Genomic DNA, 24,214 nt, shown 5'->3' with positions numbered 1-24,214 from the left:
GAAACACCACAGTGAAGAAAGTCGCATTGTCCGGCGCAGCCGGCCAGCTAGGCACCGTGCTGCGCCGGGCGCTCCTCGAGCGCGGGGTGAATCTGCGCTCCGCGGCCGGCTCGAAACCGCTCACGCCGATCGTCGAGGGCGAGGACGTCATGCACGGCGACCTGCGCCAGCCCGAGGTGGTCGATCGCCTGCTCGAAGGCGTCGATGTGCTAATTCACATGGCTGGCACGAGCGTCGAACGCCCGCTGCCCGAGATCATCGAGAACAACCTGCGCGGACTCGTCGAGGTCTATGAGGGCGCACGCCGCAACGGCGTAAAGCGCATCCTGTTCGCGAGTTCGAATCACGCTATCGGCATGTATCCGGTTGAGGACAAGCTGACGCTCGACTGCGCATTCCGCCCTGACGGCTTCTATGGCCTCAGCAAGGCGTGGGGCGAATCGCTCGCACGGCTCTATTGGGACAAGCACGGGATCGAGACGGTGTGTGTGCGTATCGGAAGCTGCGTGCAGCGGCCCACTGAGTTCCGCCATCTGAGCACGTGGTTCGGCCATGAGGATCTGATGCACCTGGTCGACCGTGTCATTAACGTGCCGGAGATCGGTTTTGCGGTCGTGTGGGGCGTGTCGAACAACACGCGCAGCTACTGGATTCAGACCGGTGCGAATGACGATGCCCAACGACTCGGCTATCGCCCGCAACAGAACGCCGAGGACTACGCCGACGAGATCCTCAAGCAGCAGAATCCGCTCGACGCCGTCGCGCAACGCTTCCAGGGCGGCAGCTTCGCGAGCTTTGACTTCACGCCAGAAGAAGCGCGCGGCAAGCGCCGCGGGTGATAGCCACCCGCGGGGCGCATGCTGAAAAGCGCCCGCTATTTCGCGGCGCCGAACGTAGAACTGCGGCGCATGATATTCGATGACACCGTACTGCCTGTCATCGGAGCACAACAGGCTCGCGTCGTGCCGGATGAGGCGGGCGCCATTGTTAAAGGCGTATCGGAGTCCGGCTACCACGCCATTTTGGACGGGCAGCCGTTTCCGTTACGCACTTTCTACACACCGGGTTGATTATCGGAAACCTGTGTCATCGTTGACTTCGCGTCCCTCTTTTCTCGTCCGCCCAGTGCGATCGAACCCTTGATCGCGACGCAACAAAGGTCAAAGACAAGAAACAAGCTGAATATCAGCCTAAACTACAGAACCACCTCATACGGCGATTTCGCCCGGCCAGTGCGCCATGGCACACATCCTCTTCGCTGCTTCGATTCAACGGCATGTCCCGACGCCTGAACGTGAAATCGTCGCGAGCACGCTGGGCGAAGCGCTTGAGGCGGTCTTCGCCGGACAACCCCGGCTGCGTGGCTATATCCTCGACGATCAGGGTTCGCTGCGAAAGCATCTCGCCGTATTTGTCGACGGACGGCCGGTACGCGATCGCCAGCGTCTGTCCGACACGCTCGGCGAGGAAAGCCGCGTTTACGTCGTGCAGGCGTTGTCGGGCGGCTAATTGCGCGTCAGCCCTTGTTGAGCGTTGCATCACACCAGATGGGCGCGTTGCACAGGAGACACCCGACATGACCGATCGATTGCTTGTCGCAACCCGAAAGGGATTATTCGAACTCCACGCCGACGATCAGGGCCGCTGGACGCTCGGTGAACCGCAGTTCATCGGCGAGCCAGTGAGCATGGTGCTCGCCGATCCGCGCGACGGGTCGCTGTACGCCGCGCTAAATCTCGGCCACTTCGGCGTAAAACTGCATCGCCGACGCGCGGGCTCGGCTGACTGGGAAGAGTGTGCGGTCCCCGTCTATCCGCCACAGCCGCCGGAGGAAACTCGCGTGAACGACGGCGCAAACCCAAGTGCGGACGATGCGGCCGCATCCCGCCCGCCCGTTCCGTGGACGCTTCAGCAAATCTGGTCACTTGAACCCGGTGGCCCGGACGAGCCCGGTGTCCTGTGGGCCGGCACAATTCCAGGCGGCCTCTTCCGCTCAGGCGACGGCGGCGACACATGGGAACTCAACCGCGCGCTGTGGGATCGCCCGGAACGCCTCGAATGGGCCGGTGGAGGCTACGACGCGCCGGGCATCCATTCCGTGCTCGTCGATCCGCGCGACAGCCGCCACATCACGATCGGCGTGTCATCCGGCGGCGTCTGGCAAACCGCCGACGGCGGCGCGACCTGGCGCCAGGGTTCCGATGGGATGGAGGCTGACTACATGCCGCCGGAGCGTCGCGGGGACCCCAACGTGCAGGACCCGCACCACGTCGTGCAATGCCCGGCCAACCCCGATGTGCTCTGGACTCAGCACCATTGCGGAATCTTCCGCTCGACGGACGGCGCAACGCACTGGCAGAGGATCGAGGCGCAGCCATCGAGCTTCGGCTTCGCCGTTGCCGTGCATCCGCGCGAGCCGGACACCGCGTGGTTCGTGCCCGCGGTGAAAGACCAGTACCGTGTCCCGGTGGATGGAAAGTTTGTCGTCACACGCACACGCGACGGTGGGCGCACGTTCGAGCGTTTCTCGAACGGGTTGCCGCCAGTACCCGCGTATGACCTGGTGTACCGGCACGGACTCGATGTCGATGAATCAGGCACGCGCCTCGCGATGGGATCGACGACCGGCGGGCTATGGACGTCCGCCGATGGCGGCGAAAGCTGGGATTTGATTTCGGCGCATTTACCGCCGGTTTATTGCGTCCGGTTTGGCTGAGAAGCGCGGCACCCTCACGGCGCCGCGCCCTCGCCTCTAGAATCTAGAACACCGGATGGCCGCTGATCACACTCGGCAGCCACGTCGAAAACGCCGGGAAATACGTGACGATATTGATCGCACTAAAGATCGCGAGGTAGTAAGGCCAGGCGATTTTGGTGGTCTCGCCGATCGACACATCGCCGATCGCGCAGCCGATGAACTGCACTGAGCCAATCGGCGGGTGCACGAGTCCGAGCGAGCAGTTCAGCAGAATCATGATGCCGAACTGCACCGGGCCGACGTCATAGTGCATCGCGAGCGGCAGAAACAGCGGCGTCGTGATCAGAATATGCGCGGCCATATCGACGAACGTGCCGAGAAACACCTGGATGATGTTGATATACAGCAGCATCAGCCATGGCACCGTGGTCGCGTGTTCGAGAATGCCCTCGATGGCGTCGGGAATCGAGAGGTACGCCATCTGGAAGCGAAGCATGTTCGACACGCCGATCAGCAGCAACACAACGCCCGTCGTCCGCGCAGCACGCGATAGTGCCGTAAAGAGCTTTGCGCGCGTCATGCTGCGATAGACAAACAAGGTCAGCACGAGCGAATATCCCACCGCAATCGCGGCCGCCTCGGTCGCCGTCGCGATACCCTTCGCCACGCAGCCGAGAATGATCAGGATGACGAACAGACCAGGCAACGCGCCGATGAAGGTGCGCCCGACCTCGGCCCAGCCCGGAAATTTCGCGAGCACGGTGGATCCATCGGGGCGACGCGGGAAGCCAAAGCGCACGGCTTGCCAATAGGCGGTCAAGAGCACAAAGCCCATCACCCACAGCACCGGAATCAGGCCCGAGAACAGCAGATCGCCGATCGACACGCCGCTCACCGAGTTGCCGGCCACCATGCCGGTGATGCCCTGCGCGGCCAGCGCGTAGATGATCATGTTGGTCGAGGTCGGCATCAGCGCGCCAGCCAGCGACGAGTGTGTCGTCACGTTGACCGCATACGCAGCGCTGTACCCCTCGCGCTTCATCAGCGGGATCACGACGCCGCCCATCGCCGAGGTATCGGCCGTGGGCGACCCGGACACGCCGCCGAACATCGTGCAGGCCACCACGTTGGCCATGCCGAGGCCGCCGCGGAAATGGCCGACAGTGGCCTGCGCAAATTTCAGAATTCGATCGGCGATGCCACCATGCAGCATCAGTTCGCCCGAGAGGATGAAAAACGGCACCGCGAGAAACGAGAACGCGTTGATGCCCGAGATCATCGACTGCATCGCGGTCGCGATCGGCAAACCCTCGTGAAGATAGGTCAGCACGCACGCAAGCCCGAGGGCGAACGAAACCGGCACCCCGAGCACGAGAAGAACAATAAAACTAACGGAAAGGATGGCGAGTTCCATGGTCGATCAGGTCCGCTTGCGTGCGAACATATTCAGCAGATGTTCGAGGGAAAAGAGCACGATGCACGCACTGGCGATCATCGGAATGTAGTAACGCGCGGCTTCCGGCAGGCCGATGATCGGAATCGGATCGTCGCCGGTGGTGGACGCCATTTCATTGCAGCCCGCGATCGCTGCGATGGCGAACGCAATCAGGCAAACGTGCTGGAACGCCATAGCCGCGCGGCGCCCTTTGGACGGCAGCCTCGTAACCAGCGAATCGAGGCCGATGTGGCCGCCATCGCGCACCTTCAGCGCAGCGCCGAAGAACGCAATCGCGATCACGAGCAGGAGCGCAATCGGCTCGACGAAGTCGGGCGCGTTGTCGAACACATAACGCATGACCACGCCGTACAGCACCAGCACGCAAAGCACGACGAGGCAGATTGCCGACACAATCGTCAGTCCGCGGGCGACCCAGTCGTTCGGTCGTTTCATGAAACTCATCTGGACATCCTCTTCCATCGCGAAGAGCCGGATTTCCGCGCCAGCGTCGCTGGCGTATCTCCGCGCGAAACACAACAAGCCGGAACGCCCGCCCGCATGGCTGCGGGAATGACGTTCCGGCGCGGCGTTCCCGCCCGTTCCTTTACTTGACCGCCTCGATCTGGTCGACGATCTTCTTCATCTGCGGCGTCGATTCGTACTTCGCCCACACCGGCTGCATCGCCTTGACGAAGGCTGCACGGTCGATCTGCGCAGCCGGAATGTCGGTCGCACCGCCCTTCACGACGGCCTTCATCGCGTCGCTTTCGTGCGCGGTCCAGAGCTTCACGTAGTACGGCACCGAATCGGCCGCTGCCTTCTTGATTGCGGCCTGCTCCTGCGGGCTCAGCGTGTCCCAGATCTTCTTCGAGAACACCAGCACTTCAGGCGTCATCGCGTGCTGCGTTTCCGAATACACCGGCGCGACTTCGTAGTGCTTGGTCTCTGCGTACGACGAGGCGTTGTTCTCCGCCGCATCGACAAGACCCGTCTTGAGGCCCGTGTAGACCTCGGCGAACGGCATCGGTGTCGGCGTGCCGCCCATCGCCTTGATTTCGTCGACCATCAGGTCGGACGGCTGCACACGCACCTTGAGGCCCTTCATGTCAGCCGGCGAGTGGATCGGCTTCTTCGCGTAGATCGAACGCGAGCCGCTCTCGTAGAACGCCAGGGCGACCATGCCCTTCGCCGAGAAGGCATCGAGGATCTGCTGGCCAACGGGGCCGTACATGACCTTGCGGAAATGGTCGATATCGCGGAACAGGAACGGGAACGACGGAATCACCGACTCGGGCACGATTTCATTGAACAGGGAGCCGTTCGCCCAGACCATGTCCAGTGCACCGACGCGCACCTGGCTGATCGTGTCGGCTTCCGAGCCGAGCGAGCTGTTGCCAAACACCTTGATCGAATCCTGTCCGCCCGTCGCCTTGCCGAGTTCGTCGCCCATCGCCTTGAGCGTCACGACCGTCGGGAACGTGTCGGCGTGCACGTTCGCCGCGCGGAACATGCGCGCCTCGGCGCTACCCGCACAGAGTGCAAGCGCCATGGCGGCAGCGATCATCGAAACGCGGCACAGCGGAAACTTTTTCATCGTCTCAGTCTTCCTTGAAGTAGATCCATCATGTGCGGCCGGAACCACCCAGTGGTGCTGGTACTTACCCCCGCCCGGCTGCGTCATTGTTGTATGACAACATCGGATTGTATAGACCTCGATGGCGGGTGGATTCTAGTGAATACCCTCATGACGACTCCACGCAGCGCGATATTTCCAACGCCGCAGGCCCATCCAGATGAGATTTTTGACAAAAATGCACTCGATTGGGGCTCAACCCATCTGATTTGCCCCGCATTTGATTGACAACTTTTGCCAATTTGTCGCAGTCGCCCTGCTCCGGCCTCACCGAAGAAAAAAGCGGCGGCACCTCTCGCGATGCCGCCGCAACACCGTTTCCGGAGACCTGATTTGAACGATTAGAACTGGTGGTTGATACCAACCGTGAAGCCAACCTGGCTGCGGCCGCCGCTCGAACCGACGCCCTGGTCGCCCAGGTTTGCCGTAGCGTTGACCACCTTGCCGCTGGAGTTCAACGTCTGGCCATTGGCGCGCTGATAGGCTTCGAGCACATAGATACGGCTGCGCTTCGACAGGTTGTACAACTGCGTCAGGTTGAACTGGTTGTAGCTCGCTGCCGACGTCACGCCGTTAGCCGTCGTAGCACGGGTGTAAGCGTAGCCTGCAGCAAGATCCCACACGGTGCTTGCGTGGTAGTGCAGTGCCAGGCCGGCCGTGTTGAAGATCGCCTTCGTTACGAACGACGAGTTCACGCCCGGAACGTACTGGACGTTCGAGTACGCAGCCGACACGTCGAACTGGTTGAACGTATAACCGCCCGTCACCGCGAGGCGGTTCTGCGCTGCTGCGGTCTGGTAGCCAGCGGTCAGGCTGCTGTTACCCTGCTCGCCCGTGCCCGAGTAAGCCGTCGAGTTCGCGCTCCATGCGCCGCCGCCCACCGTCGCGTTGTTGAAACGCTCGTAACCGACACCAAGGCCTGCACCACCCATCTTGTACTGGGCAGCAATGCTCCACGACTGGCCCTGGCTAAAGCTGCCAGGCTGGCCGCCAAACGCGTACATTCCGGAAACAGTCAGACCCGCGAAGACCGGCGACGTGTACGTCAGTGCGTTGTTCACACGGTAGTCGGTATCGAGATTGTCGATATCGCCCGGGTGCGCGCCAAAGTACCCGGTGAGCCAGGTGGTCGGGCTCCACGGCGACAGCAGCAGGTAGTACGGGGTGTACTGGCGGCCAGCCTGCAGCGTGCCGTAGTTCGCGTTGGTCAGGCCAACCCACGCGCCGCGATCGAACATCAGGCCCGTCTTGCCCGTCGCACCGTTAGCGCTGTTAAAACCATTTTCCAACTGGAAAATCGCAGCGGTACCGCCGCCGAGGTCCTCACGCCCCTTCAGGCCCCAGCGATTGCCACCCCAGACACCCTGACCCATGCCGACGAACGCGCCGCTGCTCGTGACACCGTTACTCGTGGTCTTCACGTTATTCAGATATGCAACGCTCGTATCGATGATGCCGTACAGCGTCACGCTGCTCTGGGCTTGTGCGCCCATCGCGGCAAGACCGAGCGCCGACGCAATGACTGCTTTTTTCATCTGTACTCCTACCTTTAGTCTTTGTGGTTATAAAACGCTTTGGTTACTGCTCGTTGAAAACTACTGCTCTTTGCAGCATGAGACGCGCCTCGCGCGCCTCATGCTCGGGTGCCGAACCGTTCTCCTTAGTGAATCTCGGGCTCGCCCCCTCCACCGCAACCGCCGCCGGCCCCGTCACGCTGCAGGAAATCGAAATCGCAACCCTTGTCCGCCTGCATGACGTGCATCTGGTGCATCGCGCCGTAGCCGCGCGTGAAGCGCGGGTCGGGTGCGATCCACGCGGCCTTGCGGCGCGCGAGTTCTTCGTCGGAGATCAGCACGTTCAGGCGGCGTTCGGGCACGTTCAGTTCGATCATGTCGCCGTCCTTCACGAGCGCAAGCGGCCCGCCGATGAACGATTCCGGCGCCACGTGCAGCACGCATGCCCCGTAGCTCGTTCCGCTCATGCGCGCGTCCGAGATACGGAGCATGTCGCGCACGCCCTTCTTCAGGATCTTCTGCGGGATCGGCAACTGGCCCCACTCGGGCATGCCCGGCGCGCCGATCGGGCCCGCGTGCTGCAGCACGATCACGCAGTTTTCATCGACGTCGAGATCCTCGCTGTCGATACGCGCGGACATGTCGTTGTAGTCCTTGAACACAACAGCGCGACCCGTATGCACGTGCAGATGCGGCTCGGCAGCACCCGGTTTGATCACCGCACCATCCGGCGCGAGATTGCCACGCAGCACGGCGAGACCCGTGTCCGGCATCACCGGATCGCTGCGGCGACGGATCACCTCGTCGTTGTAGATCTGCGCCTCGGCGATGTTCTCGCCGAGCGTCTTGCCGTTCACCGTGCGTTGCGTGCCGTCGATCAGGTCGCCCAGTTCCTTGAGCATCGCCATCAGACCGCCCGCGTAGAAGAAGTCTTCCATGAGGAACTTACCGGTCGGACGGATGTTCGCGAGTACCGGCGTGCGGCGCGCGATGTCGTCGTAGTCGCCGAGCGTCAGTTCCACACCGGCGCGGCGCGCGAGCGCGATCATGTGAACGATCGCGTTGGTCGAGCCCGAAAGCGCGAGGCAGGTCGTGACGGCGTTATCGACTGCCTTGCGCGTGATGATGTCCGAGGGCTTGAGGTCTTCCCACACCATATCGACGATACGCATGCCTGTCTTCGCCGAATACTGCGCGTGGCGCGAATCGGGCGCGGGAATCGAGGCGAAGCCCGGCAGCGTGAAGCCGAGTGCTTCTGCTGCGCTCGTCATCGTCGACGCCGTGCCCATCGTCATGCAGTGGCCCGGCGAACGGGCAATGCCGCCTTCCACGCCCTTCCAGTCCTGTTCGGTGATCTTGCCCGCGCGCAGGTCGGCCCAGTACTTCCAGGTGTCCGAGCCCGAGCCGAGCGTCACGCCGTTCCAGTTGCCGTTGAGCATCGGGCCGGCCGGCAGAAAGATCGCGGGCAGATCCACCGAGATCGCGCCCATCAGCAGCGCAGGCGTGGTCTTGTCGCAACCGCCCATCAGCACGACGCCGTCCGCCGGATACGAGCGCAACGTCTCTTCGGCTTCCATCGCGAGGAAGTTGCGATAAAGCATCGTCGTGGGCTTCTGGAACGGCTCGGAGAGCGTCTGCACCGGCAACTCGACCGGAAAGCCGCCTGCCTGCCAGATGCCGCGCTTGACCTCTTCCACGCGCTGCTTGAAGTGCGTGTGACACGGATTGATTTCGCTCCACGTGTTGAGGATCGCGATGACCGGCTTGCCCGCGTATTCCTCGCGGTCATAGCCCATCTGCGCGGTGCGCGAGCGGTGGCCGAACGAACGCAGATCGTTCACGCCGTACCAGCGATGGCTGCGCAGTTCTTCAGGGGTCTTTCGCTTGTTGCTCATGTTGCTTTGCTCCAGGTGTATCCGTTAATGCTGTTAAGGCTGCCGTCGCCGGTCAGCGCTGCTCCTTCACGCGCGACACAAGCTGTGTCGGGCTGACGAACTGCAGCGCCACCAGTACCCATGCGAGCGTGATCGCCATATAGATCATCGCCATGGCGTCGATCGATTGCGGCGCGCGCACACCCGTCGAGAACACGGCGTAATACAGCGCTACGACGAGGGTCTGCGTGTCGGGTCCGGCGGTAAAGAAAGTGAGTTCGAACATGCCGATCGTGCGCACGAGCACGAGCAGCGCCGCCGAGAGCATGCCGGGCACCAGCAGCGGCAGCAGCACGTAGCGAAAATAACGCAGCGTGTTCGCGCCGAAAATGCGCGCGGCGGATTCGAGGTTCGGGTCGATCTGCTCGATGAACGGCGTCATCACCAGGATCACGAACGGTAGTGCAGGTACGAGGTTCGCGAGAATCACACCGGGCAGCGTGCCCGCGAGGCCGAACCGGTACATTGCCGTCGCCATCGGGATGCCGTAGGTCACGGGCGGCACCATCAGCGGCAGCAGAAACACGAGCATCGCGATGCGCTTGCCCGGGAATTGCGCGCGAGCGAGCGCATAGGCGGCAGGCACGCCCAGCACAACCGCGAGCAGCACGACGGCGCCCACCACTTCGAATGTCACCCACAGTACGCTCGAAAGCTGAAAATCGCGCCACGCCTGCGCGTACCAGTGCAGCGTGAAGCCCTGCGGCAGCGGGGTGCCGAACCAGCGCGTCGCGATGGAGTTCATGCCGACCGTCGCAATCAGCAACAGCACGTTCAAAAGGAAGAACACGACGCCAGCCCAAACGATGCCTTTCCACAGCCGCTCGGGCAGCCGCATGGTCGCCCTTGAAGGCGAAACCGTGGGACGTTCCGTGTCCATCGACGCGCCGCCGTGCAGACCCGCCGTATTGCGTTGATGAGCGGACATCAGCCTTTCCCTCCGCTCACCGGTCCCGCATAGAACCAGCGCTTCACGCCGAGCATCGCGGCCACGACCACCAGTTGCACGAAACCCATCACGATCGCGATGGTCGATGCCAGCGAATAGTCGTAGTTCTCGAATGCGGCTTCGGACGCGGCGATCGAAATCACGCGCGTCGGTCCAGCAGGCGCGCCGAGCAGCACAGCGGACGGAAACACCGAATACGCCTGCACAAATGAAAGGCACGCTGCCATGGTGATGCCGGGCACGAGCAGTGGCAGATAGATCTGCCGGAACTGCTGCCACGGTCCAGCGCCGAGCGTCGCGGCCGCACGGGCGAGCGTCGGGTCGATGCCGGTAACGTACGATAGCGTCAAAAGGAATGCGAACGGAAAGCCCGAGATGATCAGCGAGATCAGCACGCCCCAGTAGTTATGCGTGAGCCGCACTTCTTCCGTCGTGTACAGATGCAGCGCGTGCAGTGCTTGCGGGAACCAGCCGTTCGGGCCGAAATAGCTGAGCATGCCGTCGGCGATCAGCACGGTGCCGAGCGTCACCGGAATCACGAGCAGCATCGTCACGAGCTTCTGGTACGGCGAATTGCGGCGCAGCGCGAAAGCCACCGGCAGCGAAAGCCCGACGTTGATGATCGTCGCGGGCACCGCCAGCTTCAATGTGACGAACACCGTGGGCCACATCGAGAGATCGGAGAAGAACTGCACGTAGTTCGCGAGTAGTCCACCGCCGTTCATCGGCCTGAACGAGAGCGCGAGACCATACGCGAACGGATACAGAAACATCGCGACGATGAAGCCGAGCGCGGGTGCGACGAGCCAGCCGCGCGCGTCGCGCGGCTCTTTTCGCAGCAAAGACGCGAGCGTGCTCACGACGCGCGCTCCGCGTAGGCCAGCACGCGCGACGGCGCCACGCGCACGGTCGCATGCTCGCCGGCTGTGAATTCACCGGGAACCCGCACCCACAGCTTGCCGAACGGCGCATTGGCGAGCAGCAGCGAATCCCGGCCGCCGTATTCGACCAGTTCCACTTCGACGTCGAAGGCGTTCGGGTCACCCGGCGCCGCACGCTCGAAGTCCTCCGGACGCATCGCAACGGAAACGTCCGTGCCGGTCGCGTCGCCCATCGCCACACCGCTCAACGTGACGCCGCCAGCCGACAGTGCCAGGTGGTTGCCGCGCTCGCCGGTCAGCGTGAACGGAAGCACGTTGCGATAGCCCATAAAACGTGCGACATGCAGATTCGCGGGGCGACCGTAGATTTCCTTGGGTATCGCAACTTGCTGCACAACGCCCTCTCGCATCACGACGATGCGGTCCGCCATCGAAAGCGCTTCGTCCTGATCGTGCGTCACGTAAATCGTCGCGCGCTCGAGTTGTGTGTGAATACGGCGAATTTCGGCGCGCATTTCGATGCGCAGTTTCGTGTCGAGATTCGAGAGCGGCTCGTCCATGAGCACGAGCGGAGGCTCAATCACGATGGCACGCGCGATCGCCACGCGCTGCTGCTGCCCGCCCGACAGTTGGCCAGGCAGCTTGCTTTCATGGCCGACGAGCTGCACCAGTTGCAGCGCCTCGCGCGCACGGCGCTTCGCCTCTTCGCGCGGCACGCCGCGCATCTTGAGCCCGAAGCCCACGTTTTCCAGCACGCTCATATGCGGAAAGAGCGCGTAGTTCTGGAACACCATGCCGAAGCCGCGCTTTTCGGGCGGCAAGACATCGATGCGCATGTCGTCGAGCCAGATGCTGCCGCTCGTAAGCGACAGCAGCCCGGCGATGCAGTTGAGTGCAGTCGACTTGCCGCAGCCCGACGGCCCGAGCAGCGCAATGAATTCGCCGCGGCGAATTTCGAGGTCGAGGCCGCGCAGCGCAGCAAGCTGCGCGCCCTCGGTGTTGGTGAAGTTACGGCACACCGAATCAAGACGCAGCCGATCGAAAGAAGGCTTCATGAGACGTTCCTGATCTGCGTTAGCGGACGGCGCGCGTGAGAGGCGTGCCGCCGTCCACACTGTCCGCGTTACTGTGACTTGGTCGCCCCAACTTCGCGGTCCCATTTCTGGAAAGCGGCGACCATCGCCTGCGCGGAAAGCGGCACGACGTGCGGATAGGCCGCCAGCCACTTTGCGTACTCGGGACGGCCATACTTTGCGATCACGTCCTGACTCGCCTGGGGCGCCATGGTCAACGTCACGCCCGCCACGGCCGGCCCCGGATAGAAATAGCCGTCGTCGTAGGTCATGGCCTGTTGCTGCGGTTCGAGCATGAAGTTCATCAGCTTGAGCAGCACGGCGAGTTTCTCTTTGGAAACACCCTTCGGGACCACCATGAACTGGGCGTCGTTTACCCAGGTCATGCTGTCGAACGACTGCACCTTGAAATCGGCGGGCACGATGCCTAGCGCACGTGGATTGATGTCCCAACCCGTCACCGTGACAGTCATGTCACGCGAGCCTTCGCCAAGCTCCTTCATCACCGCCGAGGTGCCGCCCGGGTAGTAAGGCACGCACGCGTTCAGTTCCTTGAGGAAGGCCCAGGTCTTGTCCCAGCCGTTGATCGGGTCTTGCGGATTCTTGTCGCCGAGCAGGTACGGCAGCCCCATCAGGAACGTGCGGCCCGGGCCCGAATTGGCGGGACGCGCGTAGATCAGCTTGCCTGGATTCGCCTTGCACCACGCGAGCAGTTGCTCCGGCGTATGCGGCGGATTCGGTACCTTGGCCGGGTTGTACTCGATCAGCGGACCCGCGGGCATATAGGCCACTTCGAGCCCATAGCCTTGCGCCAGCTCCTGCATCTTGCGCGGACCCGGCGCGTAGTGATCGAGCACGCCCGGCAGCGCGGCAGAGTTGTCAGGCAGCAACTTGACCCACAGGTTCTGCTCGATGCCGGCTGAGAGCGCGTCGGTGCCGGTCAGCACGAGATCGATGTCAGCACGGCCCGCGGCCTGCATCGCCTTGATCTTGCCGGGCAGTTGCGGTGCGGGCGCGTTGGTGTAGGTGATGTTGGAGACGAGGTTCGGGTACTTCGCCTTGAACGCCTCGAAGCCCTTCTGCGTCAGTTGCAGATTGCCCGCGACGTCCACGATATTCAGAGAAACCGGATCGGCATGCGCCGCGCTCACGCCGAGCGCCGCTGTAGCCGCAGCCGCCACACACAGGGCCAGGAGTCTGGCCGGCAAGCGTCCTTTGAACATCGCATCTCCTCGCATCTGATCCGTTTATGGAATGGGTTCTTTATGACCCACTGACCGGTTACCTGCTCACCCACTTACGGCTTCCCGGCCGCAAATGCAGGATGCCGAACCCTACAATAAGTTGTCAAGCAACATTAGGCATGACATGTACGGCATGAACACACTTCGTCGATGACCGGGCCGGCTATTCACGCCCGCCTGCCCGTCCACACTCCGTGTTGTCTTATCAGTTGCGCACCAGCTCCCCGTCGCGCAGACGCCACAGCGCGAGCGGATTGTCATCCTGCAGCGCGGGCGGCAGCAGGTCGGCAGGCAGATCCTGATAGCAAACCGGGCGCAGGAAGCGCTCGATCGCCATCGCACCCACCGAGGTCGTGCGCGCGTCCGACGTCGCCGGGAACGGCCCGCCGTGGACCATCGCGTAAGACACTTCAACACCCGTCGGGAAACCGTTCGCGAGAATGCGGCCCGCCTTGCGTTCCAGCACCGGAAGAAGACGTCGCGCGAGCGCGTAGTCGCCGCTGTCGATCTGCAGCGTGGCCGTCAACTGGCCTTCCAGATGCTCGGCTACGCGCAGCAGCTCCGCTTCGTCGCGGCATGCCACGACGAGTGACGTCGGCCCGAAAATTTCATCGCCCAGCGCATGCTGCGCGATAAAGTCCGCAGCCGCCGTCTTGAACAGCGCTGGCCGCGCCGCGCAATGGGCCTCGGACTCAGTGCCCTGCGCCACGCGCTGGACGCCTGCAAGCTGCGTACGCGCGCCCACGGCATCGCGATAGTTCGCGGCGATGCCCGCGGTCAGCATGGTCTGCGACGTCTTCTGTTCGAGCGCCGCCGCGGCAACGCTAACGAAGCGGTCCAGATCAGGACCATCGAAGCCGAGCACGAGACCCGGATTCGTGCAGAACTGACCGACGCCCAGCGTCAGCGATTCGACGAAGCCCTTCGCCAGCGCTTCGCCGCGCGCAGCCAGTGCCGCCGGCATCACGAACATCGGGTTGACGCTGCTCATCTCAGCATAGATGGGAATCGGCTCGGGACGCTGCGCTGCGATGCGCGCGAGGGCGAGGCCGCCGCCGCGCGAACCCGTGAAGCCCACCGCCTTGATCGCCGGATGCGCGACAAGCGCCTCGCCCACCGCATTGCCGCCACCGAACAGCAGCGAGAACACGCCTGCGGGCAAGCCCACATCTGCGACAGCGCGCTGGATCGCTCGGCCGACCAGCTCGGAGGTACCCGGATGCGCCGGATGCGCCTTTACGACGACCGGGCAGCCTGCGGCGAGCGCCGAAGCCGTATCGCCACCCGCGACCGAAAACGCCAGCGGGAAGTTGCTTGCACCGAACACGGCCACAGGACCGAGGCCGATACGTTGTGCACGCAGATCGGAGCGCGGCAGCGGCATGCGCTCGGGCAGCGCCGAATCGAGCACGGCGCCGCACCAGCGGCCATCGCGCACGAGCGACGCGAAGAGGCGCAACTGACCGACCGTGCGGCCGCGCTCGCCTTCGAGACGCGCCTTCGGCAGCGCCGATTCCAGGTGCGCGCGCTCGATCAGTTCATCGCCGATATCGAGGATGCGATCTGCGATCGCTTCGAGTAGACGCGCCCGCGTTTCGAGAGGTGCCGCGCGGAAGGGATCGAAAGCCCGCGCGGCCAGCGCGCACGCGCGCTCGACATCGACGGGACCGCCAAGACCGAATGCCGGCTCGATTTCCTTGCCAAGCGCGGGTGCGAAGGCGCGCATTTCACCTTGAGTGCCACGCATGGCATCGGCGCCCAACAACATCGTTCCGGATATCTGCATGTTCGCTCCGTGATTACCTTTACAAGTCAGCGGCGCTCACGCGCGCGCTGTCTGCACGAGCGAGTTCTCGAACGCGAGCAGCGCCTTCGCGGCCTGTTCGACGGCGGGCATGTCGGCGTCGGGCGTGCCCGAAAGGAGCGGCAGAATCGGACCCATGTCGGCGATGCCGGACAGCGTCACCGCGTCGTGCAGCACGCGAATCAACGAGATGTTGTCGCGCAGCGTTTCGAGCGGCATGAACGCGTCGTAAAGGCGCTGCGCCTCTTCTGCACGGCCAGCTTTGGCGGCGTAGAGAAGCGCCATCACGGCGTTCGCCGCGATACAGCCCGAACCCGTCGTCCAGGCGGCGAGACCGAAATCGCGTACGTGGACAAGCGCCGGGCGCTCACCCATGCCCGAGATGACCTTCGATGCGGGCACGCTCTGCAGGAGGCGACGCAGATAGGGGTCGTTCGCCGGGTCTTGACGCACGATCGCGTACTTCACGGCGATGAGCGTGCCGCGATCGACGAGACGCGCGAGCGTATCGACGTCCACATAGGCTTCGCTCTTGATATAGAGCGTGAGCGGAATGCCCGCTGCCTCGGAGACGCGCGTCAGACCGGCCTCCACGCCTGCCGGCGTGGTGAATCCACCGAGCGGCAGCACCATCGCGGTCTTGTATGACGTCTGAGCAAGAATGCGCGCCTGGTCCTGCATCTTGCCGAAGTCCGGCCCGATTGCGGGAATCACGCGGGTATCGGGACCGGTCAGGTCGGCGAGCATATCGAGCAGCTCGCGGTATTCGCTGACGGCCACGTGGTAGAGGTTGGCATTGCCGCCGTAGAGCAGCGTGCGGAGGCCACCCGCTTCCATGTGGCGGATCAGCCGGCGGTTTTCTTCGACGTCGAGCGAAAGATCGGGGCGGCGTGCCAGCGGCGGCACAGCCATCACCGTCGACGCAAATTCGCTCACGGCAATCGGGGACACGTTCATGAGGTCTCGTGCGGGAAAGAGGGTTGTCAATAAACCGCACAGTAGCATTCACCCAAATTGTTGTCAAACAACTTTGGTATTTGTTATGGTTTGTCAGGTGGATGCTCGTCGGACCGGCGTGCGGCAGTCACCCGACCTGCGCGGGCGTGGATTGATTAGACAAATAAGTCGGATAAAGCAGGCGGCGGCCCGCCTCCTTCCCGTCGTATCGCCTACGCCGCGTGTTGAGTTGAGCAAAACACGTGCTCGCCCACTAGCGCCTTTCAATCAGGACGGCGACCAGCCCCGGCAAATCACCAGGCGCTGCACTATTTGAACGTGTCGGCGGCAGCCTTGCACACGGCGGCATCCTGGTCCCCGGTGCCACCGCTGCAACCGATCGCACCAACGACTGTCCCGCCGGCGACTAGCGGAAAACCTCCCGGCGAGGCCACCATATCCGGGCCGAACGTACCCACATAAGTCTGTCCGCTCGCGAACTGATTGAAGAAGACCCGGGTTTCGCGACGGAACTGTGCAGACGTGCGCGCCTTCCTTTGCGATATCGTAATCGACCCAAGTTGCGCCCCGTCCATGCGCTCGAACGCAACGAGATCGCCATGCGAGTCGACCACCGCGATGTTCATTTTCCAGTCGCGCTTCTTCGCCTCTGCTTCCGCAGCCGCAATCAGCCGTTTTGCTGCGTCGACGCCAATTGGCGTGCCGTAGGGAATATCGAAGGGCATCTTGTCGGGTGTACCGCCCGCGGACGGCTGTGACGCGGGCGTCTGCGCTTCGGCGATCGTTGCCACGGTGATGCATGCTGCCAACGCTAACTGGACGATGTATCGCATTGCACTACCCTCCCATTAGTGGACGTGAAAGTACGTGTAGACCATCTGACACTATGAGCCCGTTGATCAACAACGTAGTGCTTCGAATGACGTCAGGCAAGGGAGATTTGGTGTCGTGAGACCCACGCTTGCAGGAGCATTGGCGTCAAAGCCGCCCAGCGCGTGAATGCGCATCGAAGGAATTGTCGCTTGCGCAACGAATACAGCGGTGCCTGATGTCCCCAATCCGGCTGGCAGTTGAAACGGCAGTGCCTTCGCCAGCGTTTTCAAATACCACTTGCTACGAGGCCCACCGAGGGAAGAAAACCCCACGCGACAGCTATCGCACAGCTTTTCAGTGGGCAGGCTAAAAAACGACGCGGCTGAAAGAATCGTTATTTGTTTGAAAGAAAAGCGCTCGATATTTACGCCGAATTACGGCTATTACCTACGGCCGCGCTGATTGAACCCGATTACACGATCGTGCGATGGCCGGATGCGCACCGTAGCCGAACCGGTACGTCACGCCGACAAGCAAGCAATCAGTAACGCTTTGACACATATCGTTGCGCACGTGAAAACCACGGACGCACACAATACGATCATTGGAGAAACACAATGATCAAACTCTTCTGTGCAATGGCACTAGCCGCTGGCCTTGCGGGTTGCGTAATCGCGCCTCCGTACGCCTATGCGCCTGCGCCTGCTCCTGCGTATGGATATGCGCCGGGGTACTACTACGCTGCGCCGTCTGTCGATATCGGTGTCGGATTCGGCGGCTATGGCCACGGGTGGCACCATTAAGCTCGCGTTGTCTTCCGCATTTTCCCCGTGGCTATAAAAGGGCTTGACGCAAACACGGCAGCCCGCGGTGCGCCCTATCCGTTCTGATAGCTACGCCCCTTTTTCGAAATGACTACAGTGGTACACATGCAGTGCACCATATAAAGCTGGGCTGGCGCCACGGGGGCACCTATGACACTCATCGATGAGGAAATAGCGCACATCGCGCGCGTGATGATGCCGTCGATGCAGACAGCCAGTGGCATCCCGATCCTGCCCCCAGCCTACTGGCATAAGCGTCTTTTGAATCTGCTGGATCGCGCGTGTCTTTCGCGATCGCAGTTCTACGCTGTCGACCGGTTAATGACCCAGATTGAACGTATCCAGGCCAGCGCGGTACCCACCGGGGTGTACACCGCGGCCTGAAACGTAGCGGCCTTTCCAGCGAAGACCGCACGCACCAAGTGTTTTCCTGCCATGTCACCCGAGCATGGATCGGCCCGCGACCTCGCGGGCCTTCTTTTTCGCGCACGTCTTGCCGCTCACTCAAATCCAGATATCGTTGTCGGCAGTCCGCTCGTTGGCCTCTTCACCGGTATTGCGGACACCGCGCGGCTCGATCAACAGCAACTTCACTTCGCGCGCTGCGTAGGGCTTGTGCTCCACGCCCTTCGGCACAACCGCCATTTCTCCCGCACGCAGTTCGATCGAACCGTCACGAAAGTCGATGCGCAGTTCGCCATGCAGCACGATGAATGTCTCGTCCGTATCGGCGTGGTGATGCCAGACGAAGTCACCCTCGAGCTTAACGACCTTGAACTGGTAGTCATTCATCTCGGCGACCACACGCGGCTGCCAGTGCGCGTCAATGCGTGCAATCTTGTCCAGCAGGTTGATCGTCATGCGCTGCCCACGCGACGCGCTCGCCTGCCCGGCTATGTCGCTCATTTCCGGCTCCTTGTGTATCGGTCGATTGAGCGGAGACTACGCCTGCCGCAACACGCTGTCCTGAACGATCGTGCGCCACCACCGGGCGTCGGCAAAATCGGACCGGAGCTCTCACGGATAGGGAACGCAACACCGCGCGGCATCCGGGCAAGAGACATTTGCTGGAAAACTGCTGGAATAGATCCTCAACGGCGGATGTATACGCACATGAAGCGAGCCGAAACAGCGAACCGCGCTCGCGTCGATTGATCGGCTCACCCTCTCAGGAGCTACCCATGCGTATCCGCAATGCAGTGTCCGCCGCCCACATCGCCCTCGCCTCTGCAGGCTTCGCGTCTGCCGCGTCGGCGCACAATTTGTCCCGCGCCGAGGTGCGCCAGCAACTGGTCGAAGCCGAAGCCAATGGGCCGCGACTCGTCGCCAACGCGTCCTGGCCCGACGTCATCCGGGCACATCAACAGCGAATCGCGCAAGCGAAACAGGCCGACGGCTACGGCCCCACCCTGTCAGCTTCAATTGCAGCGCGCAGCGACTTCGCCCAGACCGCCCGTCGCACGGCACAGGATAACTGAGCCGACCCCGTCAACACTCACACGATCCACTCCGGCAACTGAGTACAAACGATTTCGTTGTACCCGATGCCATCCTTTATATAAGGAGTCCATATCATGAACAAACTCGCTGCATTCACGCTTGCGCTCTCCACGATCGCCGCTCCCGCACTGTCTTTCGCGCAATCAAACACGGCACCCATCACCCGTGCACAGGTGCGCGCCGAACTGATTCAACTCGAACAGGCGGGTTACAACATCGCTGGCGGAGAAGACGCCAACTATCCCACCGACGTTCAGGCAGCGGAAGCAAAGGTCGCCGCTCACTCCGACGCACAACAGGCCGTGAGTGCGGTTGGCGGCGTCACCTCGGGTAGTTTGTCGGAATCGGGCGCGCCGATGCAGGGGCCGCGCGTTGATGGTTCGCGGTGCGTCGGTCCAGAGAGCTTCTGCACGCTGTACTTCGGCAACTGAAGCGGTGTCCCGCCTTGCGCCGGGATCAGGCCAGCCGACCGTTCAGGCACGCCGCCCCGCCTTCCGGGGCGGTCGTCCTGATCCGGGCGCATGGGAGAAGCGCCGATGCAGTTCCCCGGCTTGCCGGTTGCTCTTCTGCTACGCGTCTACCCCAGCAATCGTAAAGACGGCCACCGCTTCGCGCAGTCCCGTCGCGCCGCCCGCCAGCGTCTGTGCGGCACCGGCCACCTGCTCCACGAGCGAGGCGTTCCGTTGCGTAGCCTTGTCCATCTCCGCGACGGCGCGATTGACCTGTTCGATATCGGCCTTCTGTGCGCCCGACGCAAGCGCGATCTTGTTCATGAAGCCATTCAATTCGTGTACCGATCGAACGAGCTCCTCTATCGACCCGCCCGCGTCAGCGACAAACTTCGAACCGGCTTCCACGTGACGCGCCGATTCGCCGATCAACGCCCGGACCTCTTTGGCTGCGTCCGCGCTACGCTGTGCCAGCGTGCGCACTTCGCTCGCCACGACCGCGAAACCACGCCCTTGCGCACCTGCACGCGCCGCCTCAACGGCCGCGTTCAGCGCCAGAATGTTCGTCTGGAACGCAATGCCCTCGATCACGCCGATGATGTCCGCCACGCGCGCCGAACTGCCAGCAATATCCGCCATCGTGGTCACGACGCGCCCGACGACCTGTCCGCCCTGAACGGCAGCCTGCGAAGCTGCGTCGGCCACGACGTGGGCCTGCATGGCGTCGTCGGAATTCTGCGCGACCGTCGAAGTCAGTTCCGCCATGCTTGCGGCCGCTTGTTGAAGCGACGCCGCCTGCTCCTCGGTGCGCTGTGCGAGGTCGATGTTGCCCCCCGCGATCTCGCCCGCGCGCACCGCAATGGTTTCCGCCGATGTCTTGATCTGCGAGACGATCGACATCAGTTGCACACGCATGGATTCGAGCGAAGCCATCAGGCTGTGTCTGTCGCCCGCGCGTAGATTCGCCGACGCGGCAAGATTCCCGCCGGCGATTTCTCCCGCGAGGCGCTGTGCCTCGGCAGGATCCGCCCCAAGCTGCCGCAGAATGCTGCGCGTGATGAGGACTGCCGCCGCGATGCCGGCAAGCAACGCGGCCACCACCGCCACCACCGTGATGACGGCGAATCGCGACCACGTCGTCGCGGCGTCCTTCGCAGCCACTTGCGCACGGCCCTGTTCGAGCGTGAGCAACGCGTCGAGCGTCGCGAGCCACTCAACCTGCTTCGGGCGAACTTCGTTGATCAGCACCTTCAACGCCGCGTCCTGATCATTCGCGAGCGCCCAGTTGACCACCTCTTTCTCGACTAGCGGCAATGTCTCTGCCTCTTCTCGCTTGAGCGTTTCGAAGAGACGACGCTCTTCGTCAGTGGTCAACGGCGAAGCGTCCAACAGGTGCCCCAACGCCTGATAGTTCTCCGCGTAGGCCGCTTCGAGCGCCTTGATGGCCGCCTGCTCGCCAGCCACGTCGCTCTCTTTCGTCATCACGGCCATATTGCGTATCGCAATGGCGATACCACTGACCGCGCCGCGCAAGTTGGTCGCCTGGGTGATTTTCGCGTCGTGCACGAGCACTACTTCGTCGAGCCGGCCGCGCATGTTCGCCATGCCGGCCATGCCGACGAGGGAAAATATGACGAGCAGCGCGAGCACGGTGCCAAAACCCAGCGCAAGCCGGGCGGTAACGGAGGTTTGAGCCATGTTGTTATTGGTAGCAGGAGCATCGAACCCGAGCGCGCTGTTTGACGACCTGCGCGGCCGGGTGCAAGTGTGAATTACGCGGGAAACCCGGTGAGATTCAGTGCCCGCGACGAGTGCGGGCGTGGACGACTCTGCTCGTTGTCTTCGGTATAACGGAATGCCTGCTTATAGCGCCGGTTCTCATCGTTGCCCCCGAGTGGTCGAAGTCGGCGTCTTTTCACGCGATGCCGCGCCGCCGCAATTATTTGTCTTCTGGGCCATGCTAGTGCAGAGGCAGCAGTGGAAATAACTGTTTTTCTAATATTTTCAGGTTATAGCTGCTGGAAAGGCTGCCTTTCGCTCCCCTTCAACGAGCCCTTGCGCGCTAGAATCTGGCAAAAGCACTGCCTACGAGGTTGTTTTCTTGACCGGGTTTCAACAGGGTTTCATTCTCACCCGCCATTGGCGCGACACGCCCACCCACACCGAAGTGGAATTCTGGCTGGCTACCGACGACGGGCCGCGCCAGGTCCGGTTGCGTCCGCAGGAATCGGTCTGTTTTATCGCGAGTGAACAAACGCCACGTGCGCAGGCGGTGTTGAACGCGGAGGCACGGATAAAAACGCGCGCGCTCGAATTGACCGATTTTCAGCAACGGCCGGTGCTCGGTGTTTACTGCGCCCAGTATCGGCAATTGCTTGGCCTTGTGAAGCGTCTGCGCAAAACCGGCGTCGATGTCTACGAAGCAGACGTGTTCCCGCCCGATCGTTACTTGATGGAGCGTTTCATCACGGCGCCGGTTTCGTTTAGAGGCGAACCCGATGAAACCGGTCTGCTACGCAACGGCGAAATGAAGCCTGACCGTGACTATCGTCCAACGCTCCGACTCGTGTCCCTCGACATCGAAACGAGTGCGGGCGGCGAGTTGTATTCGATCGCGCTCGAAGGCTGCGGTGAGCGGCAGGTCTATATGCTCGGCCCGGCGAATAACGACGACCGGCAGATCGACTTTCAACTCGAATATTGTGCAAGTCGCGCCGCAATGCTCGAACGCCTGAACGAGTGGATGGCGCGCCACGATCCGGACGCCATCATAGGCTGGAACCTGGTTCAGTTCGATCTGCGCATTCTGCGCGGGCACGCGGAACAGCTCGGCGTGCCGCTGCGTCTTGGCCGCGGCGGCAGCGAACTCGAATGGCGCGAGCACGGCCAGACACAAAACCACTTCTTCGCGTCGGCGCCGGGGCGGCTCATCATCGACGGCATTGAAGCGCTGCGATCCGCGACATGGAGTTTTCCGTCGTTCAGCCTCGAATACGTCGCCCAGGCATTGCTGGGCGAAGGCAAGGCGGTCGACAATCCTTATCAGCGCATGGACGAAATCCAGCGGCGCTTCGATGAAGACAAACCCGCCCTCGCCCGCTACAACCTTAAGGACTGCGAACTCGTTTCACGTATTTTCGAAAAGACCGAACTGCTGTCGTTCCTGCTGGAACGCGCCACGGTCACGGGCTTGCAGGCAGACCGTAGTGGCGGATCGGTCGCGGCGTTCACCCATCTCTATCTGCCGAGGATGCACCGCCTCGGCTATGTCGCGCCCAATCTCGGCGATGTAGTCGGCCAGCCAAGTCCGGGCGGCTTCGTCATGGACTCGCGACCCGGCATCTACGATTCGGTGCTCGTGCTCGATTACAAGAGCCTGTACCCGTCCATCATCCGCACGTTTCTGATTGATCCGGTCGGGCTGATCGAAGGAATGCGCACGCCCGGCGACGACCAGTCGGTGCCCGGTTTTCTCGGCGCGCGATTTTCCCGCACCGCGCATTGCCTGCCGGCGATCGTGCGTCAGGTCTGGGAGGAACGCGAGAGCGCGAAGCGCCACAACAACAAGCCGCTGTCCCAGGCGCTGAAGATCATCATGAATTCGTTCTACGGCGTGCTGGGCTCCACCGGCTGCCGGTTCTTCGACCCGAGGCTCGCGTCCTCGATCACGATGCGCGGCCACGAAATCATGCATCGGACACGCGAACTCATCGAGGCACAGGGCTACGACGTGATCTACGGCGATACGGATTCGACGTTCGTCTGGCTCAAGGGTCCGCACGCCGAAGACGACGCGATCCGCAAAGGTCGCGCGCTCGTCGAGCACATCAACGGCTGGTGGAAGCAACATCTGCAGAGCCGCTTCGGCCTCGACAGCGCGCTGGAACTGCAATACGAAAGACACTATCGGCGCTTTCTCATGCCGACCGTGCGCGGCATGGAGGAAGGCAGCAAGAAGCGCTACGCCGGCGTCAGCCTCGCGGCAGACGGGCGCGACGAGCTCGTCTTCAAGGGACTGGAAACGGTTCGCACCGACTGGACACCGCTTGCGCAGGTGTTTCAGAGAGAGCTGTACGGCCTTGTCTTCAACCGCCAGCCCTACGCCGACTACATCCGCGATTACGTGCGGCGCACGCTCGCCGGCGAACTGGATGACCAGCTCGTCTATCGCAAGCGGCTGCGTCGGCCGCTCAGTGAATACCAGCGCAACGTCGGCCCCCACGTGCGCGCCGCGCGCCGCGCCGACGAGTTCAACCGCGAAAAGGGACGTCCGCTTCAGTACCAGAACGGCGGGTGGATCAGCTATGTCATGACGTCCGGCGGGCCGGAACCGCTGGAAACGCTGCAGTCGCCGATCGACTACGGGTTCTATCTGACCCGGCAACTGCAGCCCGTGGCGGACGCAATCCTTGCGTTCCTCGACGACGACTTCGAAACCGTGACTTCAGGTCAGGGAAGTCTGTTCCAGACCGGCTCGACGCACGCACCGGACTGAAAGAAGCC

23 protein-coding genes are annotated in these 24,214 nt (G+C 62.6%); 9 read left to right on the top strand and 14 right to left on the bottom strand.

The window, feature by feature from the left end; translation table 11 throughout:
• Positions 1–11 precede the first annotated feature (11 nt).
• The 4 genes from L0U80_RS19170 (at position 12) to L0U80_RS19155 (ending at position 2,716) form a co-directional block, all read left to right on the top strand.
• Positions 12–839, top strand: a complete 828-nt coding sequence (locus L0U80_RS19170; protein WP_233868467.1) for an NAD-dependent epimerase/dehydratase family protein — start codon at positions 12–14, stop codon at positions 837–839.
• A gap of 18 nt (positions 840–857) precedes the next feature.
• Positions 858–1,070 carry an MBL fold metallo-hydrolase gene (locus L0U80_RS19165; protein ID WP_233868466.1) on the top strand — a complete coding sequence of 71 codons (213 nt, stop codon included), beginning with the start codon at positions 858–860 and terminating at the stop codon, positions 1,068–1,070.
• 169 nt (positions 1,071–1,239) lie between these two features.
• A complete protein-coding gene (locus L0U80_RS19160; protein ID WP_233868465.1) occupies positions 1,240–1,509 on the top strand; it encodes a MoaD/ThiS family protein in 270 nt (89 codons plus the stop codon).
• Positions 1,510–1,576: 67 nt separating this feature from the next.
• A complete protein-coding gene (locus L0U80_RS19155) occupies positions 1,577–2,716 on the top strand; it encodes a WD40/YVTN/BNR-like repeat-containing protein (RefSeq protein ID WP_233868464.1) in 1,140 nt (379 codons plus the stop codon).
• A gap of 43 nt (positions 2,717–2,759) precedes the next feature.
• Here L0U80_RS19155 and L0U80_RS19150 read toward each other — a convergent pair whose 3' ends face one another.
• The 12 genes from L0U80_RS19150 to L0U80_RS19095 all read right to left on the bottom strand — a co-directional run bounded on the left by L0U80_RS19150 (position 2,760) and on the right by L0U80_RS19095 (position 16,958).
• A complete protein-coding gene (locus L0U80_RS19150) occupies positions 2,760–4,112 on the bottom strand; it encodes a TRAP transporter large permease (RefSeq protein ID WP_233868463.1) in 1,353 nt (450 codons plus the stop codon).
• Positions 4,113–4,118: 6 nt separating this feature from the next.
• Positions 4,119–4,598, bottom strand: coding sequence for a TRAP transporter small permease (locus L0U80_RS19145; RefSeq protein WP_233868462.1), 480 nt, complete (start codon positions 4,596–4,598; stop codon positions 4,119–4,121).
• Positions 4,599–4,740: 142 nt separating this feature from the next.
• Positions 4,741–5,730: a TRAP transporter substrate-binding protein gene (locus L0U80_RS19140; protein ID WP_233868461.1), complete on the bottom strand. Its 990-nt coding sequence runs from the start codon at positions 5,728–5,730 to the stop codon at positions 4,741–4,743.
• Between the two features lie 380 nt (positions 5,731–6,110).
• Positions 6,111–7,304: a porin gene (locus tag L0U80_RS19135; RefSeq protein WP_233868460.1), complete on the bottom strand. Its 1,194-nt coding sequence runs from the start codon at positions 7,302–7,304 to the stop codon at positions 6,111–6,113.
• Positions 7,305–7,429: 125 nt separating this feature from the next.
• On the bottom strand, positions 7,430–9,178 hold the full coding sequence (araD, locus tag L0U80_RS19130; RefSeq protein ID WP_233868459.1) for an L-arabinonate dehydratase: 1,749 nt from the start codon (positions 9,176–9,178) through the stop codon (positions 7,430–7,432).
• A 52-nt stretch (positions 9,179–9,230) separates the two neighbouring features.
• The gene (locus L0U80_RS19125) at positions 9,231–10,145 is read right to left on the bottom strand and encodes an ABC transporter permease (protein WP_373322228.1); all 915 of its coding nucleotides are present in this window, start codon (positions 10,143–10,145) and stop codon (positions 9,231–9,233) included.
• Positions 10,145–11,026 carry an ABC transporter permease gene (locus L0U80_RS19120; RefSeq protein WP_233868458.1) on the bottom strand — a complete coding sequence of 294 codons (882 nt, stop codon included), beginning with the start codon at positions 11,024–11,026 and terminating at the stop codon, positions 10,145–10,147. Before L0U80_RS19120 ends, L0U80_RS19125 begins: the two co-directional genes overlap by 1 nt.
• A complete protein-coding gene (locus L0U80_RS19115; protein ID WP_233868456.1) occupies positions 11,023–12,102 on the bottom strand; it encodes an ABC transporter ATP-binding protein in 1,080 nt (359 codons plus the stop codon). Before L0U80_RS19115 ends, L0U80_RS19120 begins: the two co-directional genes overlap by 4 nt.
• Before the next feature lie 68 nt (positions 12,103–12,170).
• The gene (locus L0U80_RS19110) at positions 12,171–13,343 is read right to left on the bottom strand and encodes an extracellular solute-binding protein (RefSeq protein ID WP_233868455.1); all 1,173 of its coding nucleotides are present in this window, start codon (positions 13,341–13,343) and stop codon (positions 12,171–12,173) included.
• 226 nt (positions 13,344–13,569) lie between these two features.
• The gene (locus tag L0U80_RS19105; protein WP_233868453.1) at positions 13,570–15,150 is read right to left on the bottom strand and encodes an aldehyde dehydrogenase (NADP(+)); all 1,581 of its coding nucleotides are present in this window, start codon (positions 15,148–15,150) and stop codon (positions 13,570–13,572) included.
• Between the two features lie 36 nt (positions 15,151–15,186).
• Positions 15,187–16,125: a dihydrodipicolinate synthase family protein gene (locus tag L0U80_RS19100; RefSeq protein WP_233868450.1), complete on the bottom strand. Its 939-nt coding sequence runs from the start codon at positions 16,123–16,125 to the stop codon at positions 15,187–15,189.
• Between the two features lie 308 nt (positions 16,126–16,433).
• Positions 16,434–16,958, bottom strand: a complete 525-nt coding sequence (locus tag L0U80_RS19095) for a GlcG/HbpS family heme-binding protein (RefSeq protein WP_233868447.1) — start codon at positions 16,956–16,958, stop codon at positions 16,434–16,436.
• A gap of 597 nt (positions 16,959–17,555) precedes the next feature.
• Between L0U80_RS19095 and L0U80_RS19090 the strand changes: the two genes are divergently transcribed.
• Together L0U80_RS19090 and L0U80_RS19085 are read left to right on the top strand one after the other, a co-directional pair.
• On the top strand, positions 17,556–17,741 hold the full coding sequence (locus L0U80_RS19090; protein WP_233868444.1) for a hypothetical protein: 186 nt from the start codon (positions 17,556–17,558) through the stop codon (positions 17,739–17,741).
• A 171-nt stretch (positions 17,742–17,912) separates the two neighbouring features.
• Positions 17,913–18,146 carry a hypothetical protein gene (locus L0U80_RS19085; protein WP_233868442.1) on the top strand — a complete coding sequence of 78 codons (234 nt, stop codon included), beginning with the start codon at positions 17,913–17,915 and terminating at the stop codon, positions 18,144–18,146.
• Positions 18,147–18,266: 120 nt separating this feature from the next.
• Here L0U80_RS19085 and L0U80_RS19080 read toward each other — a convergent pair whose 3' ends face one another.
• The gene (locus L0U80_RS19080) at positions 18,267–18,668 is read right to left on the bottom strand and encodes a cupin domain-containing protein (RefSeq protein WP_233868440.1); all 402 of its coding nucleotides are present in this window, start codon (positions 18,666–18,668) and stop codon (positions 18,267–18,269) included.
• A gap of 275 nt (positions 18,669–18,943) precedes the next feature.
• Here L0U80_RS19080 and L0U80_RS19075 point away from each other — a divergent pair, with 275 nt between their 5' ends.
• Positions 18,944–19,240, top strand: coding sequence for a DUF4148 domain-containing protein (locus L0U80_RS19075; RefSeq protein ID WP_233868438.1), 297 nt, complete (start codon positions 18,944–18,946; stop codon positions 19,238–19,240).
• Between the two features lie 96 nt (positions 19,241–19,336).
• On the top strand, positions 19,337–19,693 hold the full coding sequence (locus L0U80_RS19070) for a DUF4148 domain-containing protein (protein ID WP_233868436.1): 357 nt from the start codon (positions 19,337–19,339) through the stop codon (positions 19,691–19,693).
• A gap of 138 nt (positions 19,694–19,831) precedes the next feature.
• On the opposite strand, the gene L0U80_RS19065 is transcribed toward L0U80_RS19070, so the two are convergent.
• A complete protein-coding gene (locus tag L0U80_RS19065) occupies positions 19,832–21,409 on the bottom strand; it encodes a methyl-accepting chemotaxis protein (protein ID WP_233868434.1) in 1,578 nt (525 codons plus the stop codon).
• Between the two features lie 403 nt (positions 21,410–21,812).
• Between L0U80_RS19065 and L0U80_RS19060 the strand changes: the two genes are divergently transcribed.
• The gene (locus L0U80_RS19060; protein ID WP_233868432.1) at positions 21,813–24,206 is read left to right on the top strand and encodes a DNA polymerase II; all 2,394 of its coding nucleotides are present in this window, start codon (positions 21,813–21,815) and stop codon (positions 24,204–24,206) included.
• The last annotated feature ends 8 nt before the right edge of the window (positions 24,207–24,214 follow it).

The organism is Paraburkholderia adhaesiva (genome assembly GCF_021390575.1).
Taxonomy (GTDB): Bacteria; Pseudomonadota; Gammaproteobacteria; order Burkholderiales; family Burkholderiaceae; genus Paraburkholderia; species Paraburkholderia adhaesiva.
The sequence above is the reverse complement of the archived record's forward strand: the minus strand, read 5'-3'. Positions and strand labels throughout refer to the sequence as shown.

What these genes read in the sequence shown, in the direction of transcription:
- L0U80_RS19155 (WP_233868464.1), top strand. Translation starts at nt 1,577, where the DNA reads ATGACCGATCGATTGCTTGTCGCAACCCGAAAGGGATTATTCGAACTC.
- L0U80_RS19080 (WP_233868440.1), bottom strand. Translation starts at nt 18,668, where the DNA reads ATGAGCGACATAGCCGGGCAGGCGAGCGCGTCGCGTGGGCAGCGCATG.
- L0U80_RS19150 (WP_233868463.1), bottom strand. Translation starts at nt 4,112, where the DNA reads ATGGAACTCGCCATCCTTTCCGTTAGTTTTATTGTTCTTCTCGTGCTC.
- L0U80_RS19070 (WP_233868436.1), top strand. Translation starts at nt 19,337, where the DNA reads ATGAACAAACTCGCTGCATTCACGCTTGCGCTCTCCACGATCGCCGCT.
- L0U80_RS19095 (WP_233868447.1), bottom strand. Translation starts at nt 16,958, where the DNA reads ATGCGATACATCGTCCAGTTAGCGTTGGCAGCATGCATCACCGTGGCA.
- L0U80_RS19160 (WP_233868465.1), top strand. Translation starts at nt 1,240, where the DNA reads ATGGCACACATCCTCTTCGCTGCTTCGATTCAACGGCATGTCCCGACG.
- L0U80_RS19085 (WP_233868442.1), top strand. Translation starts at nt 17,913, where the DNA reads ATGACACTCATCGATGAGGAAATAGCGCACATCGCGCGCGTGATGATG.
- L0U80_RS19105 (WP_233868453.1), bottom strand. Translation starts at nt 15,150, where the DNA reads ATGCAGATATCCGGAACGATGTTGTTGGGCGCCGATGCCATGCGTGGC.
- L0U80_RS19135 (WP_233868460.1), bottom strand. Translation starts at nt 7,304, where the DNA reads ATGAAAAAAGCAGTCATTGCGTCGGCGCTCGGTCTTGCCGCGATGGGC.
- L0U80_RS19090 (WP_233868444.1), top strand. Translation starts at nt 17,556, where the DNA reads ATGATCAAACTCTTCTGTGCAATGGCACTAGCCGCTGGCCTTGCGGGT.
- araD (WP_233868459.1), bottom strand. Translation starts at nt 9,178, where the DNA reads ATGAGCAACAAGCGAAAGACCCCTGAAGAACTGCGCAGCCATCGCTGG.
- L0U80_RS19100 (WP_233868450.1), bottom strand. Translation starts at nt 16,125, where the DNA reads ATGAACGTGTCCCCGATTGCCGTGAGCGAATTTGCGTCGACGGTGATG.
- L0U80_RS19145 (WP_233868462.1), bottom strand. Translation starts at nt 4,598, where the DNA reads ATGAGTTTCATGAAACGACCGAACGACTGGGTCGCCCGCGGACTGACG.
- L0U80_RS19065 (WP_233868434.1), bottom strand. Translation starts at nt 21,409, where the DNA reads ATGGCTCAAACCTCCGTTACCGCCCGGCTTGCGCTGGGTTTTGGCACC.
- L0U80_RS19165 (WP_233868466.1), top strand. Translation starts at nt 858, where the DNA reads ATGCTGAAAAGCGCCCGCTATTTCGCGGCGCCGAACGTAGAACTGCGG.
- L0U80_RS19125 (WP_373322228.1), bottom strand. Translation starts at nt 10,145, where the DNA reads ATGTCCGCTCATCAACGCAATACGGCGGGTCTGCACGGCGGCGCGTCG.
- L0U80_RS19140 (WP_233868461.1), bottom strand. Translation starts at nt 5,730, where the DNA reads ATGAAAAAGTTTCCGCTGTGCCGCGTTTCGATGATCGCTGCCGCCATG.
- L0U80_RS19110 (WP_233868455.1), bottom strand. Translation starts at nt 13,343, where the DNA reads ATGTTCAAAGGACGCTTGCCGGCCAGACTCCTGGCCCTGTGTGTGGCG.
- L0U80_RS19075 (WP_233868438.1), top strand. Translation starts at nt 18,944, where the DNA reads ATGCGTATCCGCAATGCAGTGTCCGCCGCCCACATCGCCCTCGCCTCT.
- L0U80_RS19115 (WP_233868456.1), bottom strand. Translation starts at nt 12,102, where the DNA reads ATGAAGCCTTCTTTCGATCGGCTGCGTCTTGATTCGGTGTGCCGTAAC.